This is a genomic window from Silvimonas sp. JCM 19000, from assembly GCF_054652575.1.
Window position 1 is genome coordinate 77,502 of the sequence record NZ_BAAIHC010000012.1, and the last position, 16,408, is coordinate 93,909.

Consider the following 16,408-nt stretch of genomic DNA (forward strand, 5'->3'; position numbering starts at 1 on the left):
ATGCTGGCGGACATTCGCGTGGTGTTGCAAGCCCGCCGCGCTTCGCAAAAAAACGGCGCTATTTTAAAGGCGCCAGCTATTGCGAATATTGGTACATATCAAAGCACTGTGTTTGATATTAATCGCTCACCTGCCAGCCGCTATCCCGTTCATGACTCTGGAAACCACCACCCACCTGATCTGCGCCCCCGAATTTGTTGGCCAAGCTGTGGTGCAGCAATTGCACGCCGCGCCGGGCAGCCCGGTGCTGGCGGAAGCCTTGCTGCTGACTTTGTCGCTGGATGGGCAGCGTACTGAAATCCGCGCGCCCGGGGCGGGCGTGATCGAGCAGTTTGTGGTGGCAGCGGGTGATCAGGTGGAATCCGCCGCCTTGTTGCTGATGATGGAAGTGGAAGAAGAAGACGGCGAATGGCTGGAAATTTTGCCGCCGCCGGTACAAGAAGGCGACGACGAGCCACCGGCATTATCGGACCCCCAAGTGGCCCGTGCAGGCTATCTGGTGGTCAGCCTGGCGGCGGCGCAGCTGGCGGCGCGCTTGGGGGTGGATTTGAGCGCCGTTGCTGGCCACGGCACGCGCGGAGAAATTGAAGCCGCCGACGTCGAACGCCATGTTCGTGAACTGCTGCACGCGCGGCGTTAATCCTGCCGGATGCGTGAACGTGACAGCCAGCGGTGCATCGGCGACTGGCGCATCTCATCAATAAAATAGCCGCGTGCCTGCGGGTTAAAGATAACCATGCCGATCAGCGCAATGCCCGAGCCCAGCAGCACACCATGCAGGCGCACCAGCAACAGCGACACCTCGGCGCCGCGACCTTCCGGTAGCAACAAGATATCGAACAGCACCATCAGCATCGCCGTCATCAGCGCGTAATGTATCCAGAAATTGCGCACCATCGCCATGGGCCGCAATGTGGCGAACAGCACCGCCCACACGTACAAAGCCCAGCTATGCGGCGTTAAACGCGTTACCGCCCACGCCAGCGCCACGCCGACCAAGGCGCCAAATACGCTGCGGAACAAACGGGTCAGGCTATCGATGCCATCGGGCCGCGTTACAAACAACACCACCGCAATCACCCAGGCCGGGCGCGCGTAATGCAGATGCTGCGCCAGCCACAGCGCCACGCATGAGGTAAAGCAAAAGCCAACCGCATGCCAGACCCCGGCGCTATGGCCATCCAGCACGCGCCGAAAGCCATTGCGCAGCCCGTTGTGTTGGCGGGGCATGGCGGCACGTGGGTACAGCTTGTCGTCGATCAGGATGGTGGCCACGCCGATGCAGATGCCGATCACCAGATACAGAAAAGCCGCGCCCGGTGGCGCCGGGATATAGGCGTACAGGACCAGGGCGAGGGCGGCAAAGCGGAAGATGTTTTCCATCGCTACGCCAAGCCCATCAATCCAGCCGATGCAGAAGGTGAGCAGGCCGAGCAGCAGAAACATCATGATGTGATGCGGACCCAGCCATAAGCCAAGCGCGCCGCTGCCAACAATCACACACAGCCCGAACGACTGCGTGGCCAGGCGGTGGCGCGCGGTGCCGCCATAGTCGAGCAAACTGGCGTACAGGCCGCCGATGGCACCGAGTAGCGCGCCGACCGGCTCGTTCTGCGCCAGCCCGATCAGCGCGGGCACGGCAACCGATATCCCCGAAGAAACGCCTTGCCGCCACGGCAGCGTGGGGTCACGGTTGAGCGCCAACAAATGCATCGGGAGTAAAGGCATCGGGTTACCGGCAAACGAAGAGTGTCTGAAGCTTACACCATGCTTGGTCCGCGTCCAGGTCGGGCAGTTCATGCGGATGGTTTGTATATGCCGGTGCTTGGTGCCGGGCAACAAAAAACGCCCCGAAGGGCGTTTGGTTTTGTGCAGCGTAGAGGTCAGGGCCTAGCGCCCGACCTGCCCCAGCGCGCGGCGTTGCGCCACGGCTTCGGACAATTGCTTGAGTACGTTCTCGGAATCATCCCAACCAATGCATCCGTCGGTAATCGACTGACCGTAGCACAGCGGCTGGCCTTCCACGTGATCCTGGCGGCCGGCCACCAGATGGCTTTCGATCATCACCCCAAAGATGGCCTTGTTGCCTTCGGCGATCTGCGCGCTGACTTCGCCCGACACTTCAATCTGCCGGCGATAGTCTTTGCGGCTGTTGGCATGGCTGAAATCGACCATCAGCTTGGGCTCGAGGCCAGCATCGCTCAGGTCTTTCATGGCCGCCTGCACATGCAGCGCGTCGTAGTTGGGTTCTTTGCCGCCACGCAGAATGATGTGACAGTCCGGATTGCCGCCGGTGGAGACAATGGCGGAATGGCCCATCTTGGTCACCGACAAAAAGTGATGCGGCACCGAAGCTGCACGTATCGCGTCGATGGCGATCTTTAAATTGCCGTCCGTGCCATTCTTGAAACCGACCGGACAAGAAATACCCGAAGCCAGTTCGCGGTGCACTTGCGATTCGGTGGTACGCGCGCCAATGGCGCCCCAGCTCATCAAATCAGCCACGTATTGCGGCGTGATCATGTCGAGGAACTCGCCTGCGGTGGGCATGCCGCTGTCGTTCAGATCGAGCAGCAGCTTGCGCGCAATGCGCAGGCCTTCGTTGATATTGAAACTGCCGTTCAAAAACGGATCGTTGATCAGACCTTTCCAGCCCACGGTGGTACGCGGCTTTTCAAAATACACGCGCATTACGATTTCGAGCGTGTCTTTGTATTGTTCGCGCAATACCTTGATCTTCTGGCCGTATTCCAGCGCTGCTTTGGGATCATGGATGGAACAGGGCCCGATGATCACCAGCAGGCGATCATCTTCGTCGCGCAGCATGTTGTGGATGGCCTGGCGCGAAGCAAACGTGGTGGCCGATGCCGTTTCGGTGACGGGATACTTTTCCAGAATGGCTACTGGAGGCAGTAATTCCTTGATTTCACGAATACGCACGTCGTCGGTCTGGTATTGCATAACGGTCCTGGGCGGCAGCCGCGGCGCAGATGTTGCACCGCAAAATGAGTAAGGGGGAAGCGCTAGAGTAACGTGCGCGTCGTGTGCGGACAAGAGTGCGTACGCATGCGGTGCGCAAGGCCCCGTTGCGGTGCATGACAGCGGAATGTTTTAAACGCGGCGGGAAATCAGCAGGCGGCATAGGGCCGGAGAGCGCGCTTGCCGAACGACAAGGCGCAAAACGCCTGCCGCAACCGGGCGGCAGGCGTTGCAAAGCACGCGTTCAGTCCGCGTACTGGCGTTTGAGCCGTTCGCGGCGTTCTTGCGCCTCGAGCGACAGCGATGCAGTCGGACGCGCCATCAGGCGTGCCAGGCCGATCGGTTCGCCGGTGTCTTCGCAGTAACCGTAAGAGCCGTCGTCCAGCTTGCGCAAGGTCGAATCGATCTTGAGCAGCAGTTTGCGTTCGCGATCGCGGGTGCGCAGTTCCAGCGCGTATTCTTCTTCCAGCGTTGCGCGATCAGCAGGATCCGGTGTGGCTTCCTGTTCCTGCAAATGCTGACTGGTCTGGTTGGCGTTAGCCAGCAGCTCGGTCTTCATTTTCAGCAACAGTTCACGGAAGAACTGCAGATGATCGGCATTCATGTAATCCTCTTCCGGCCCGTGCCAGGCGAGGATGTCTTGTTCCGTCAGTTTGGCCATTGTCGTCTCGCTTCTCAGAACCGGGCGGTACCGCAGCAGGGCTTACACGCCGCAGTGGGTCGCCAAATGGGCATGGAGCTTAATCAAGTCCCCTGCCCAATGCAATAACAGCCAATTCCAGTTCTTCGGGCGCGTGGTCTTCATCAAAAAGACATCAAAACCAGCTACCCCAACCGCCAGCACTTATTTCTGTGCCAGCACCCATTTGACGATGGTGCGCAGATCATCGTCGCCGATGACTTGCGCGGGCATGGAGATGGTGCCCCAGGTACCGCCACCGCCTTCTTTTACTTTCTTCATCAACTTTGCTTCGATGCCCGGCTGGCCACGATATTTGTTGGCCACATCCCGATAGGCGGGGCCCACAATCTTGTGGTCCACCGCGTGGCACGCCAGGCAATTGTATTTGGCCGCGACTTTGGCGCCGTCCTCAGCCGCCTGGGCGCTTGCCCCGGTGCCAAGCAGTACGGTCGCGATCAACAACACACAGGCTCGCATTTTTTTGGTCTTCCTCAATATAAGGCCGTCGCGCATATTAACAATGCCGGTCAGGCTTGCAAAACGCAGCGCCGGGCGGCCCGCGCAGAATTGCGTAATCGCTATGCTACACTCCGCCGATGCTCACACTCACGGATATGCAGGGAATGGATCGCGCGCAACGTTTCATGACGACAGCTCTTGTCGTGTCTGCGCTGCTCCATGCCGCCACCATCCTGGGCATCCGCATTGTAAGTCCGCAGCCAGACCCGGCGCTGTCCAGTCAATTCCTACAGGTTGAGCTGGTTAACAAGGCCACCGCCACGGCGCCCACCAAAGCCAAGGTGCGCGCTCAGGTCAATCTGGATGCGGGCGGCAATACCGATGCCAACCAACAAGCGGCCAGCCCGCTGCCGGTCAAGGACGACAAGACCGATACCGAACTGCAACAACTGCTTAAAGAAACGCGCGAGCTTGAACAAAGCCAGCAGCAGTTGATGTCGCAAATCAAACAAACCCGTAATCAGGTCAGCGCGCTGGATAATCCGGCAGCGCAGCAGCAAACGCAACAGGCCCATGGCCAGGATGCGCAAAAACAGACGCCGCAGCTTAAAGACATGAGCGGCCAGGCTGGCAAGATCGAGCGCGAGGTCAACGAATATCAGCAACGTCCGCGTAAAGCGTCGATCGGCGTGCCGGCAATCAAAAGCCAGACGGCAGGCTGGGAAGACCAGTGGCGCCATAAAGTGGAACGGCTGGGCACTGCGCTCTACCCGGTTGATGCGCGCGGCAACAAGTTGTATGGCTCGCTCACCCTCACCGTTGAAGTAAATCGCGATGGCTCTTTGCGCACCGTGACGGTTGATCGCAGCTCGGGCAATCGGGCGCTGGACCAGGCCGCCGTTGCGCTGGTGTACCGCAGCGCGCCATTTGCGCCGCTGCCTAAAAATCTGGTTGATGCGGCAGGTAATCCGGTAACCGTGCTGATCGTGCCGCGGGTGTGGACGTTTACCCGCAACAGCGAGCTGGTCGTGCCGTCGGGACCACAATAATGCGCGTGCTTGGCATCGATCCGGGCTCACGTGTGACCGGCTTTGGTGTGCTTGATATCGACGGCCAGCATCGCCATTACGTGGCCTCGGGCTGTATTCGCACCCCGGTCGGCGGCACTTTGCCCGAACGTATCGACAGTCTGCTAAAAGGCATCGCCGAGGTGGTCGCGGCCTACCAGCCCAAGGTGGCCGCGGTGGAGTTGGTCTTTGTCAACGTCAATCCCCAATCCACGCTGTTGCTGGGCCAGGCGCGTGGCGCCGTGATTGCTGCGCTGGTGCTGGCGCAACTGCCGATTTCTGAATACACCGCCTTGCAGGTCAAACAGGCGGTGGTGGGCAATGGGCATGCCGATAAAGAACAAGTGCAGCATATGGTGCAGCGTTTGTTGCGGCTCAACGGCTTGCCACAAGCCGACGCCGCCGATGCGCTGGCGGTGGCGTTAACTCATGCCAACCACGCGGGCAGCGCGCTCAAGCAACTGGGCGGTGGGCTCAAAATCCGCCGTGGCCGCCTGACCTGAACCAGGCGCTGATCAGACCCGGTTGCCCGGTATAATCGGGCGCTCTTTTTCCGACTTCCCTTGCGGACACCCTCATGATTGGACACCTCACCGGCAAACTGCTGGAAAAACAACCGCCGCAACTGGTGATCGATGTTGGCGGTGTGGGCTACGAAGTCGACGCGCCGATGAGTACCATCTACGTGTTGCCGCATGTGGGCGAGGCGGTCAGCCTGTTTACTCATCTGGTGGTGCGCGAAGACGCGCAGTTGCTGTATGGCTTTGCCACCCGGGCGGAACGCGATCTGTTCCGGGCACTGATCAAGATTACCGGTATCGGCGCCAAGATTGCGTTGGCGATCCTGTCCGGCCTGCAGGCGGATGAGCTGGCGGTGGCAATTGCGACCGAAGACACCGTGCGCTTGTCGCGCGTGCCCGGCATCGGCAAGAAAACCGCGGAGCGTCTGGTGCTGGAGCTCAAAGGCAAAATCGGCAGCATGCCCGCTGCGACCGGTGGGCTGAAGCTGGCCGCGCCCGAAGTCACCGGCGGCCGTGGCGATGTGCTGCACGCCTTGCTGGCGCTGGGTTACAACGAAAAAGAAGCCGCGCATGCAATGAAAGACATGGCGGCGGATATCGATGTGTCGCAGGGCATCAAGCTGGCGCTGAAACAACTCGCCCGCGCTTAGCACTATTCGGGGGTGGGTCGGCGTGCGGCACGCCAGCCCCCCACCCCTGGCCGCATCACGCCACGGCGGTTTCCATCGCCATGCGATAGCGCGCCAGCGCGGCAATCGTCACGATCGGCAGATTGTGCTCAGCCGCAAACAGATCAATCTGGGTGCCGCGCGTCATGGTCCCGTCCGGATTCATCACCTCACACAGCACCGCTGCCGGCTGCAGCCCGGCCAGCACCGCCAGATCAATCGAACCTTCGGTATGGCCCCGCCGTTCCAGCACCCCGCCCGCGCGGGCGCGCAACGGAAACACATGCCCGGGCCGGATCAGGTCTTCGGGCCGGGCGCCGTCCTTGATTGCAGCGCGGATGGTGGTCACGCGGTCGCTGGCGCTTACGCCCGTGGTGGTGCCGTGGGCTGCTTCGATGCTGACGGTGAAGGCAGTCTGATAGCGGCTGCCGTTGCTGCTTACCATCGGCGGCAACGCCAGACGATCGGCAGCGGCGTCGGTCAGGCACAGGCAGACGATGCCGCTGCCTTCACGGATCATCAGGGCCATGGTTTCGGTATTGATGTGCTCGGCCGCGATAATCAGATCGGCTTCATTTTCGCGATCATCATCATCCAGCAACAACACGGGGCGGCCAGCGGCCAGGGCAGCGATGGCTGCAGCCATCTGCTGGCGGTCTTGTGCAGAAACAACGGGGGTTACAACAGACATAAAGAAACGTCCTCGCAATAACAAATAACGCGACAAACGTTTCAGGGCTGAATACCAAGCAGGCCGCGCACGCGCACAACGTGCGGACGCAATGGTCCATGCTGTAGCGCGTGCGGCTGGCCTGCGTACTGATCTTCTTTCATCCGGACTCTAACCGTCGGCTCCGGAATGACAGATGCATTGCGCATCCGGGTCACCGGATCTGCTGACCTTGCCGTGGAGATATCGGTGATATCCGTAACAGCAAGCGCTCGCGGGCTTGGTTGCATGCTGCAACCCTACCGCCGGTGGGGAATTCCACCCCGCCCTGAAGACGTACCATCCGGCTACAATAGCCGGGCTCGCCAGTCTACACGCGACTGCGCCGTTACCGGAACACTCTTATGATCGAAACAGACGCCCTTTCTGCCGCCCCGCCTGAGCGCTTGATTACCGCCAAGGCCTTGTCGCAGCAAGAAGAACAGCTCGAACGTGCGCTGCGCCCCAAGCTGCTGGATGAATACGTCGGCCAGAAAAAAGCGCGTGGCCAGCTCGAGATTTTTATCGAAGCAGCCAAGAAGCGCGGCGAGGCGCTGGACCATGTTTTGCTGTTCGGCCCCCCCGGCTTGGGCAAGACCACGCTGGCGCACATCATCTCGCGTGAACTGGGCGTCAACTTGCGCCAGACCAGTGGCCCGGTGCTGGAACGCGCGGGCGATCTGGCCGCTTTGCTCACCAATCTTGAGCCGCATGACGTGTTGTTTATTGATGAAATTCATCGTTTATCGCCGGTGGTGGAAGAAATCCTCTATCCCGCACTCGAAGATTTTCAGCTCGACATCATGATCGGTGAAGGCCCGGCCGCGCGGTCGGTCAAACTCGATTTACCCCCGTTTACCCTGGTGGGTGCCACCACGCGTGCGGGCATGCTCACCAACCCGTTGCGCGACCGCTTTGGCATTGTGGCGCGCCTGGAGTTTTACACGCCGGAAGAGCTGACCCGCATCGTGGAGCGCTCGGCGGGGCTGATGGAAGTCAACATGGACGCCGCTGGTGCGTTTGAGATTGCACGGCGTTCCCGTGGTACGCCCCGCATTGCCAACCGCTTGCTGCGCCGGGTGCGCGATTACGCCGAGGTCAAAGCCGACGGCCGCGTGACGGCAGAAGTGGCGGATGCCGCGCTGTTGATGCTGGATGTCGATCATATCGGCCTCGACGTGATGGACCGTAAACTGCTGGAAGCCGTGATCACCAAATTTGGGGGCGGCCCGGTCGGGCTGGATAACGTGGCTGCGGCGATCGGTGAGGCTTCGGACACGATTGAAGATGTATTGGAACCGTATCTGATCCAGCAGGGTCTACTGCAACGCACGCCGCGCGGGCGCATGGCCACCTTGTCGGCATATCAGCATTTCGGACTAAACCCGCCGACAAATAGCGCCAATGACTGACGCCGCGGCCGTAAATTTTAAATAATGATGGCCGCGCGACATACTAATCTTGTAAGCAAACGCATAAAATATTGATCTTGTTGATCAGGAAGGGATTCAACCGTGGAAGTGGGTTCAGAAGATCTATCGATTCTGTCTTTGATTTCGCACGCCAGCCCCGTGGTACAGGGCGTGATGGCGATCCTGGTGGTGGTGTCATTGCTGAGCTGGTGGCGGATTTTCAGCAAGTTTTTTGTTATCAGCAGCACGCGCAAGCACACCAATGAATTTGAAGACCGCTTCTGGAGTGGCTCTGATCTGAACGCGCTGTACGAGCAAGTACGCCGCGGCACGCCTAACGGTCAGGAACGCATTTTCGTCGCCGGTTTCTCGGAATTCCTCAAGCTGCGCCAGAAAGGCGGCATGGAATTATCCGACGTGATGGAAGGCACCCGCCGTGCCATGCGCGCCAGCCTGCAGCGCGAACTCGATTATCTGGACAAGCACAATTCGTTTCTGGCTTCTGCCGGTTCGGTCAGCCCGTATGTGGGTCTGTTCGGCACGGTGTGGGGCATCATGCATGCCTTCAGCGGGCTGGCCAATGTGGGCCAGGCAACGCTGGCCAACGTGGCGCCCGGCATTGCCGAGGCGCTGGTGGCAACGGCCATCGGCCTGTTTGCGGCGATTCCGGCTGTGGTGGCCTACAACAGTTTTGCGCACGATGTGGACCAGTTGGCCAATCGTTACGAGAGCTTTATTGAAGAGTTCTCCAACATTCTGCAGCGCCAGGCAGCACGGTAAAAGGAAGCGAGCATGGCTAGAAGCCGCCGTCCCCGTCGCGCCATGAATGCCATTAACGTCGTACCGTATATCGACGTGATGCTGGTGCTGCTGGTGATTTTTATGGTGACCACTCCGATGATGCAAACCGGCGTGGTTAATCTGCCCTCGGTGGGCAAAGCCGATAAACAGGTCGATGCCCAACCGGTGTTTGTCGAGATTGCTGCTGATGGCGCAATCAAGATCAATGACAAGGGCGTGACCGAATCGACGCCCGACGTCAAAGGCCTGGCCGAGCTGGTTAAAAGCCATCTGGGCGCGGCGGCTGATCGCCCGGTGGTAATCGCTGCTGACAAGGCTGTGCGCTATGAGGCCGTGGTCAACGCCATGGACGTGCTCAAGCAGGCAGGCATTGCCCGCGTCGGTCTGAAGGTGAATACGCACTGATGGTGGCTGCCGACCAACGTCCCGCCCGTCCGCAAGAAGAACACCCGCTGGTGTCGCTATCGCTGGCGCTGGGCGTCCATGTTTTGTTCGTGGTGTTTTTGTTGATTTCGGTGCAGTGGCAAACGCATAAGTCCGAGCCGGTGCAGGTGGAATTGTGGGGTGGCCCGCCGCCGGCCGAAAAAGCCGTGGAACCAGAACCGCCCAAAGTGGTCAAGGAGAAGGTCGCGCCCGAGGTGCAGGCCAAAGTCGAGCCCAAACCGGATATCCAGACGGAAAAAGTGAAGGTGGTGCCCACGCCCCGCCCCACCCCGAAACCAACGCCGACGCCCAAGCCGACCCCAACGCCCAAGCCGACTCCGGCACCGACGCCCAGGCCCACGCCCGCGCCGAAACCGGAGCCGACCAAAGCGCCCAAGGTAGAACCAACCAAGGCACCGAAGCCGACGCCGGTTAAAAAAACCAGCGAGTTTGATTCTTTGCTGTCGACCAATTCGTTGACCACCGACAGCAAGCCCAATGGCAAAGCCGGTGGCAAGGGTGTTAATCCGGATGCAGTGACCAACAATGGCGTAGGCCCGGGTAAGGGCGGCGCAGGTGGTTCCGGTGGCTATATCGATGGATTGCGTTCGTTGTTGCGCTCGCGCCTGGTGTATTCGGATGACGCAGGCAACCCGTCGGTGCAGGTCCGGATTACGGTGTTGCCGGATGGCAGCATCCAGAATGTAGAAGTCATCAAATCCAGCGGCGATGCCGCGTATGCCGACGCCGTCAAACGCGCGATTGTAGGGCTGGACCGGTTGCCGCCGCGTCCGGGTAACGCAGCGTTTACCGGCGAATGGCGCACGCTGACACCGACGTTCCGCCTGAAGGACCAGTAAGCCGCAAGGCTTGCCGGTGCAGGCGATCAGTAAAGACATGCACGACGAGAGCGGGCTCCAGCTCGCCGGGGAATACCAACCATAACAAGGAGAACGGCCTGTGTTGTCACGCTTTACCCGTTTACTCGCATCCGCCCTGCTGGTCGCCAGCGCGGCGGCGCATGCTGATATTTCGTTTGATGTGGTCGGTGTCGGTGCCAATCAGTACCCGATTGCCATCGCGCCATTCCAGAACGAAGTGCAGCAAGCCCAACCCGTCACGCCTGTCATTCACGACGATCTGGCGCGCAGCGGTTTGTTCAAGGTGATCAATGGCGGCGACTTGTCGCCGGTGCCGTACCAGCCCGAGCAAGTGAGCTATCCCGCCGTCACTGCCAAAGGCGCACAGACCATTCTTATCGGCAAGGTCACGCCCAACGGCAATCAGGTCACCATACGCGTCTGGCTGCAGGACGCGGCCAGCCGTTCCTCGCTGATCTCCTATGAAGAAACCGTACCGGCCACCAGCACCCGTCGTGTCGCGCACAAGATTGCCGACATGATTCTGCAAAAGGTGGCGGGGATTTCGGGCATGTTCAATTCGCGCATTGCTTATGTCATCAAGACCGGCAAGCGCTATGAACTGCAAGTGGCCGATGCCGATGGGTATGGCGCGCAGGCCATCCTGGTCTCCAATCAGCCCATCATGTCGCCCAAGTGGTCGCCCGATGGCAGCAAGCTGGCCTATGTGTCGTTCGAAAAACAAAAGCCCATCGTCTATGTGCAGGATCTGAGCGGTGGTCGCCGTTGGGAAGCCGCCAGCTTCAAGGGCAGCAATTCGGCACCCGCCTGGTCCACCGACGGCAGCAAGCTGGCGGTGACGCTGACGCGGGAAAGCGGTTCGCAAATATTCCTCGTGCCGTCCGGCGGTGGTGGCGGTTCGCAACGCATCAGCAGCAGTGGCGATATCAATACCGAGCCGTTCTATGCGCCTGATGGCAGCATCATCTTTACTTCGGATCGCGGCGGTAGCCCGCAGATCTATCGCATGTCCGCCAGCGGCGGCAATGCAGAACGCCTGACTTTCCAGGGTAGCTATAACGCTTCCGGCAAGCTCAGCCCCGACGGTAAAACCCTGGTCTTTATTACCCAGACCAGCGGTTACCACGTTGCTGTCATGGATATGGCCAGCCGCCAGGTCCAGGTTCTGACCGACAGCAACCGCGACGATTCACCCACGTTTGCACCCAACGGCCGCATGGTGCTGTACGAAACACAAGCCGGTGGCCGCGGCGCTCTGGCCGCTGTATCCAGCGATGGTCGGGTCAAAGTGCGCCTGAAGGCGCAAACGGGTGATGTCCGGCAGCCGGCATGGGGGCCGCTGCTGAAGTAACCGGATGTTGGTTGTCGCGGGCTCGCGGTGACGCGGCCGGCGATGGTTCCGGCTGTTGTTGAGGGCGACGTCACTGCCGCCAACTGCTATTGCACCTTTGGAGAATCAAGATGAAAAAAATTGCCATGAGCGCTCTGCTCGCTGCCCTGCTGGCTGCGTGTGCCAGCAACCCGAAACCGGCTCCGGTCACCACTGCACCGGCTCCGGCTGCTGCAACTGACAACACCAATACCGCACCCGCTACGGTGGATCTGACCCAAGGCCAGAACAAGCCGGGCTATAGCGAACTGACTGACCCGAACAACATCCTGTCGCAACGTCGCGTGTACTTCGACTTTGACTCGTATGTGGTCAACGACAAGTACAACGAGCTGGTACAAGCCCACGCCAAATACCTGCTGGCGCACAAGGATGCCAAGGTCATCCTGCAAGGCAATACCGATTCGCGCGGTACCGCTGAATACAATATCTCGCTGGGCCAGAAGCGTGCCGAAGCCGTCAAGAAACTGATGAGCGCGCTGGGCGTGCCGGACAGCCAGATCGAAACCGTGAGCTTTGGTAAAGAAAAGCCGGCTGAACCGGGTGATACCGAAGAAGCATGGTCGCGTAACCGTCGTACCGAAATCGTCTATCAAGGCGAATAAGCCCGGGCCTTCGGGCTTCTGGCTGGCAGCGCGCCGCGGTCACCGTCTTCCCGGTGGCCGCGCCGCTTGCCCGGTATCGCAAAAGTGCCTATCGTGCAGCGTTGGGCTGGCGGCTGGCCAGCTACAACGCTGTTTTTAACTGCAGACCGGTGAGAAATGAAACGAATAGTTGCTCTCCTGGCGCTCGCCTTCGCCACTCAGGCCGCCCACGCCGGGCTGTTCTCTGACGATGACGCCCGCAAACAGATTGCTGATCAAGGCGCCCAGATTCAGGCGCAAGGCCAACGCATCGACACGCTCGAAGCCGGCAATGCGCGCATCCTCAACCTGGTTAACCAGATTGAACAGCTCAAGCAGGACATCGCCACGCTGCGCGGTCAGAACGAAACGCTGCAATACAACCTGGACGAAGCCACCAAGCGGCAGAAAGACCTGTATGTCGATCTGGATAACCGCCTGCGTGCAATGGAACAAGCCAAGGTAGATGCGCACAATGCAGAGCAGGCCAGCGCGCAGCAGTCGCTGGATAGCGCGATTGCGCTCAGCAAAAACGGCAAGCACAAAGATGCCGTGGCCGCGCTGACGCAATTTATCAATGCCAACCCCGATGCGCCGCAAACGGCGACGGCCTATTACTGGTTGGGCGTGAGCCAGACCGGGCTGAAAAATTACAAAGGCGCGCTGGCCGCCTATAGCGCGGTTCAGGCCAAGGCACCGAATGACCCGGTTGCCGCTGACGCGCTGTATGGCAGTGCCGTCGCTGCCAACGCCACCGGCGACAAAAAAGGCGCGCGCGCCTATTTGTTGCAGCTGGTAGAGAAATATCCGCAGTCGGATAAAGCCGCCATCGCCAAGAAAGCGTTGCTGAGCACCAACTGATCGGGTAAAACGCAATGCCCACGGCGCCGCTGGCCGGCGCCGTTTTTTATTTCCGTCGGGTATCACCGACTGGAAAACCCCGTCTGCAGCCGCCTGGTCTGCAGGCTGCCATCCGCTGGACTGTGTTTCCAGCAAGGAGCCTTTACTCATGACAACGATCATGACCAATACCCCGTTGCCGCCCTCGGTACGGATCACTGAAATTTTCTTCTCATTGCAGGGCGAGACCAGCCGCATGGGCTTGCCCACGGTGTTTGTGCGCCTGACGGGCTGTCCGCTGCGCTGTGGCTATTGCGACAGCGCGTACGCCTTTCATGGCGGCCAGACCATGAGCTTTGACGCCATCCTTGAAAAAGTAGCCAGTTTTGGCGCGTGCACCGTGTGTGTCACCGGCGGCGAGCCGCTGGCGCAAAAGCACAGCCTGGCGCTGCTGCGCGCCTTGTGCGACGCCGGTTACGACGTCAGCCTGGAAACCAGTGGCGCGTTAGCCATTGATGACGTCGACGCGCGCGTGTCGCGTATCGTCGATATCAAGACGCCAGGCTCGGGTGAACTGGACAAGATGCGCTGGGAAAACCTCGACGCCATCAAGCCGGGCGACGAAATCAAGTTTGTACTGGTCGATCGCGCCGATTACGAGTGGGCGCGTGAGTTGCTGCAAACCCGTCAGCTGGCCGCCAAAGCACCGGTGCTGTTCAGCCCGGTCTGGGAAACCCTCAAGCCGACCGACCTGGCCGACTGGGTAATCAAAGACAATCTGCCGGTACGCATGCAAGTACAGTTGCACAAGATTCTCTGGGGCGACCGACCCGGCGTTTAAGGCGCTGAGGGCTGGCCGCATCATCCACCAACCAGGTTGTTGCTGATGCCGCTGTTGCAGATTGCCAGGCGCGAAATCGTCCGATTAAAAAAGCTACCGCAGCGCACGCGCAGCACGCTGGCCTTATGGCTGGGTGCGGCGGTGGTAGGGCTGGTGGCCGTCTTGTTGGCCAAGGCGGCGGAATGGGCGTTTCTGGGCTTTAGTGCCCTGCATGAGCGCTGGCTGTGGTGGCCGTTTGTGTCGCTGCCGCTGGGGGGCATGGCCATCCGCTGGTTGATGGATCGCATGGGCAAGGGCGCAGAAGGCAGCGGCATCCCGCAGACCATGGCCGCCATCGAAGTGGCCGGTAAACCCGAAATCGCCAGCAAAGTGCTGTCTTTGCGCATAGGCGCAGTCAAATTTGTCGGCATCGTGATGGGCCTGGGCAGTGGCTTTGTGCTGGGGCGCGAAGGCCCCACCGTGCAGATCGGCGCCAGCCTGATGTATGCCTGCCGCAAATTGATGGCATTGCCCAACGAACAAGTGCAACGCCAGCTGATTCTGGCCGGTGGCGCGGCCGGCATCGCCGCCGCCTTTAATACGCCGCTGGCCGGCATTGTGTTTGCGTTTGAAGAACTGGCGCGCTCGGTCGAAACCGAAACCAGCGGCCGCTTGATCGGCGCGGTGATTCTGGCGGGCGTGGTGGCGTTGGCGCTGCAGGGCGATTACACCTATTTCGGTCGCATCCATGTGCCGGACTTTAATTACGCGATTCTGCTGCCTTTGATTCCGGTGGCGGTCACGGCGGGACTGGTCGGGGGCTTGTTTTCGTGGCTGTGCGTGCATCAAGCGCGCTGGATGCCGCGCCCGCTGGCGGAAATGCGGCGGCAACGGCCATACGCGTTTATCGCGGCGTGCGGTCTGGTGATTGCGGCCTGTGGCCTGTTGGTGCCGGTGTTTGGCAGTGGTGCCGATGAAACCAGCCATGTGATTAGCGGGGAAGGCCTGATGGCGTGGTATTACCTGCCGCTCAAGCTGTTGAGCTTGCTGGCGACGTTTATCACCGGCTTGCCCGGCGGCGTCTTCGCCCCCGCTTTGTCACTGGGCGCGGGGGTGGGCAGCTGGTTTGCGCCGCTGTTCGGGGCCGATGTGCAGATCAAGATCGTCGCCATCGGCATGGTGGCTGCACTGGCCGCGGTAACGCGCGCCCCGGTCACCAGCGCCATCATCATGATTGAAATGACCGACGGCCACGCGATGGTGATCTCCACGCTGGCGTCGGCCATGATTGCTTCAAATGTGGCGCGCTTGTTTCGCGTCAATCTTTATCACGATCTGGCTGCAAGAGTGCTGCTGCAATATGGACACGGGTCCAAGCCGCATGCACCTGCAGCCACTGCAAAAGGGACTCACTCTGATGACTCAAACCACTGAGGCCGCACGTCCGGCCGTGATCCTGCTCTCCGGCGGGCTGGATTCCGCAACTTGCCTGGCGATTGCCAAAAGCCAGGGCTTTGCACCGTATTGCCTGTCGTTTGATTATGGCCAGCGCCATAACGCGGAACTGAAAGCCGCTGCCCGCGTGGCCAAAGCTTTGGGCGCGGTCGAGCATCGCGTAGTCCGCATCGATCTGGCCACCTTTGGCGGCTCGGCGCTGACCGACGCCAGCATAGAAGTGCCGACCGATGGCGCCACGGACGGCGGCATTCCGGTGACCTATGTGCCCGCGCGCAACACCATCCTGCTGTCTTATGCACTGGCCTGGGCCGAAGTACTGAAGGGCGACGACATCTTTATTGGCGTTAACGCGGTCGATTATTCGGGCTACCCCGATTGCCGCCCGGACTATATCGCCGCCTACCAGGCGATGGCGCGGCTGGCCACGCGCACCGGTGTGGAAGGCAGCCCGCTCACCATCCACACCCCGCTGATCAGCCTGAGCAAGGCCGACATCATCAAGACCGGGCTGGCGCTGGGCGTGGATTACAGCCTGACGGTGACGTGCTACAAGGCCGACGACGAAGGCCGCGCCTGCGGTGTGTGCGATGCCTGCCGCTTGCGCGCCGCCGGCTTTGCCGATGCTGGCGTGCCCGACCCCACCCGCTACCAACCCGCCTGATAGAGTGGGTCTAG

19 protein-coding genes and 1 riboswitch are annotated in these 16,408 nt (G+C 60.5%); of the genes, 14 read left to right on the plus strand and 5 right to left on the minus strand.

Annotation, left to right across the window (positions count from 1 at the left end; all coding sequences use genetic code 11):
* The first annotated feature begins 151 nt into the window (after positions 1-151).
* Positions 152-640: an E3 binding domain-containing protein gene (locus tag ACYQ1A_RS12435; protein ID WP_062221223.1), complete on the plus strand. Its 489-nt coding sequence runs from the start codon at positions 152-154 to the stop codon at positions 638-640.
* Here ACYQ1A_RS12435 and ACYQ1A_RS12440 read toward each other — a convergent pair.
* The 4 genes from ACYQ1A_RS12440 to ACYQ1A_RS12455 form a co-directional block, all read right to left on the minus strand.
* Positions 637-1,728, minus strand: coding sequence for an FUSC family protein (locus ACYQ1A_RS12440; protein ID WP_499362421.1), 1,092 nt, complete (start codon positions 1,726-1,728; stop codon positions 637-639). The two genes, ACYQ1A_RS12435 and ACYQ1A_RS12440, sit on opposite strands and share 4 nt — an antisense overlap.
* A 162-nt stretch (positions 1,729-1,890) precedes the next feature.
* Positions 1,891-2,961, minus strand: a complete 1,071-nt coding sequence (aroG, locus tag ACYQ1A_RS12445; RefSeq protein ID WP_499362423.1) for a 3-deoxy-7-phosphoheptulonate synthase AroG — start codon at positions 2,959-2,961, stop codon at positions 1,891-1,893.
* A 262-nt stretch (positions 2,962-3,223) separates the two neighbouring features.
* On the minus strand, positions 3,224-3,640 hold the full coding sequence (gene dksA, locus ACYQ1A_RS12450; protein WP_053938391.1) for an RNA polymerase-binding protein DksA: 417 nt from the start codon (positions 3,638-3,640) through the stop codon (positions 3,224-3,226).
* A 183-nt stretch (positions 3,641-3,823) separates the two neighbouring features.
* Entirely contained in the window at positions 3,824-4,126 is a 303-nt protein-coding gene (locus ACYQ1A_RS12455; protein WP_499362426.1) for a c-type cytochrome, read from the minus strand.
* A gap of 179 nt (positions 4,127-4,305) precedes the next feature.
* On the opposite strand from ACYQ1A_RS12455, the gene ACYQ1A_RS12460 reads away from it, so the two are divergent.
* The 3 genes from ACYQ1A_RS12460 to ruvA all read left to right on the plus strand — a co-directional run bounded on the left by ACYQ1A_RS12460 (position 4,306) and on the right by ruvA (position 6,358).
* On the plus strand, positions 4,306-5,169 hold the full coding sequence (locus ACYQ1A_RS12460; RefSeq protein ID WP_499362428.1) for an energy transducer TonB: 864 nt from the start codon (positions 4,306-4,308) through the stop codon (positions 5,167-5,169).
* Positions 5,169-5,690, plus strand: a complete 522-nt coding sequence (gene ruvC / locus ACYQ1A_RS12465; RefSeq protein ID WP_062221238.1) for a crossover junction endodeoxyribonuclease RuvC — start codon at positions 5,169-5,171, stop codon at positions 5,688-5,690. Before ACYQ1A_RS12460 ends, ruvC begins: the two co-directional genes overlap by 1 nt.
* A gap of 74 nt (positions 5,691-5,764) precedes the next feature.
* Positions 5,765-6,358, plus strand: coding sequence for a Holliday junction branch migration protein RuvA (ruvA, locus tag ACYQ1A_RS12470; RefSeq protein WP_499362430.1), 594 nt, complete (start codon positions 5,765-5,767; stop codon positions 6,356-6,358).
* Between the two features lie 55 nt (positions 6,359-6,413).
* On the opposite strand, the gene ribB is transcribed toward ruvA, so the two are convergent.
* The gene (gene ribB, locus ACYQ1A_RS12475; protein WP_499362432.1) at positions 6,414-7,067 is read right to left on the minus strand and encodes a 3,4-dihydroxy-2-butanone-4-phosphate synthase; all 654 of its coding nucleotides are present in this window, start codon (positions 7,065-7,067) and stop codon (positions 6,414-6,416) included.
* Positions 7,068-7,194: 127 nt separating this feature from the next.
* Positions 7,195-7,386, minus strand: a riboswitch (FMN riboswitch).
* Positions 7,387-7,450: 64 nt separating this feature from the next.
* Between ribB and ruvB the strand changes: the two genes are divergently transcribed.
* The 10 genes from ruvB (at position 7,451) to queC (ending at position 16,394) form a co-directional block, all read left to right on the plus strand.
* Positions 7,451-8,497 (plus strand): Holliday junction branch migration DNA helicase RuvB, encoded by a 1,047-nt coding sequence (ruvB, locus tag ACYQ1A_RS12480; RefSeq protein ID WP_499362434.1) that lies wholly within the window; start codon positions 7,451-7,453, stop codon positions 8,495-8,497.
* 102 nt (positions 8,498-8,599) lie between these two features.
* Positions 8,600-9,277, plus strand: coding sequence for a protein TolQ (gene tolQ / locus ACYQ1A_RS12485; protein ID WP_499362435.1), 678 nt, complete (start codon positions 8,600-8,602; stop codon positions 9,275-9,277).
* 12 nt (positions 9,278-9,289) lie between these two features.
* Positions 9,290-9,703 (plus strand): protein TolR, encoded by a 414-nt coding sequence (tolR, locus tag ACYQ1A_RS12490; protein ID WP_499362437.1) that lies wholly within the window; start codon positions 9,290-9,292, stop codon positions 9,701-9,703.
* Positions 9,703-10,581, plus strand: coding sequence for a cell envelope integrity protein TolA (gene tolA / locus ACYQ1A_RS12495; protein ID WP_499362439.1), 879 nt, complete (start codon positions 9,703-9,705; stop codon positions 10,579-10,581). Before tolR ends, tolA begins: the two co-directional genes overlap by 1 nt.
* 100 nt (positions 10,582-10,681) lie before the next feature.
* Positions 10,682-11,953 carry a Tol-Pal system beta propeller repeat protein TolB gene (tolB, locus tag ACYQ1A_RS12500; RefSeq protein WP_062224240.1) on the plus strand — a complete coding sequence of 424 codons (1,272 nt, stop codon included), beginning with the start codon at positions 10,682-10,684 and terminating at the stop codon, positions 11,951-11,953.
* Positions 11,954-12,078: 125 nt separating this feature from the next.
* Positions 12,079-12,597, plus strand: a complete 519-nt coding sequence (pal, locus tag ACYQ1A_RS12505; protein WP_499362442.1) for a peptidoglycan-associated lipoprotein Pal — start codon at positions 12,079-12,081, stop codon at positions 12,595-12,597.
* A 156-nt stretch (positions 12,598-12,753) separates the two neighbouring features.
* Entirely contained in the window at positions 12,754-13,476 is a 723-nt protein-coding gene (locus tag ACYQ1A_RS12510; RefSeq protein WP_499362444.1) for a YbgF trimerization domain-containing protein, read from the plus strand.
* 148 nt (positions 13,477-13,624) lie between these two features.
* A complete protein-coding gene (queE, locus tag ACYQ1A_RS12515) occupies positions 13,625-14,296 on the plus strand; it encodes a 7-carboxy-7-deazaguanine synthase QueE (RefSeq protein WP_499362446.1) in 672 nt (223 codons plus the stop codon).
* 45 nt (positions 14,297-14,341) lie between these two features.
* On the plus strand, positions 14,342-15,709 hold the full coding sequence (locus tag ACYQ1A_RS12520; protein WP_499362448.1) for a chloride channel protein: 1,368 nt from the start codon (positions 14,342-14,344) through the stop codon (positions 15,707-15,709).
* The gene (gene queC, locus ACYQ1A_RS12525) at positions 15,693-16,394 is read left to right on the plus strand and encodes a 7-cyano-7-deazaguanine synthase QueC (protein WP_053938378.1); all 702 of its coding nucleotides are present in this window, start codon (positions 15,693-15,695) and stop codon (positions 16,392-16,394) included. Before ACYQ1A_RS12520 ends, queC begins: the two co-directional genes overlap by 17 nt.
* The last annotated feature ends 14 nt before the right edge of the window (positions 16,395-16,408 follow it).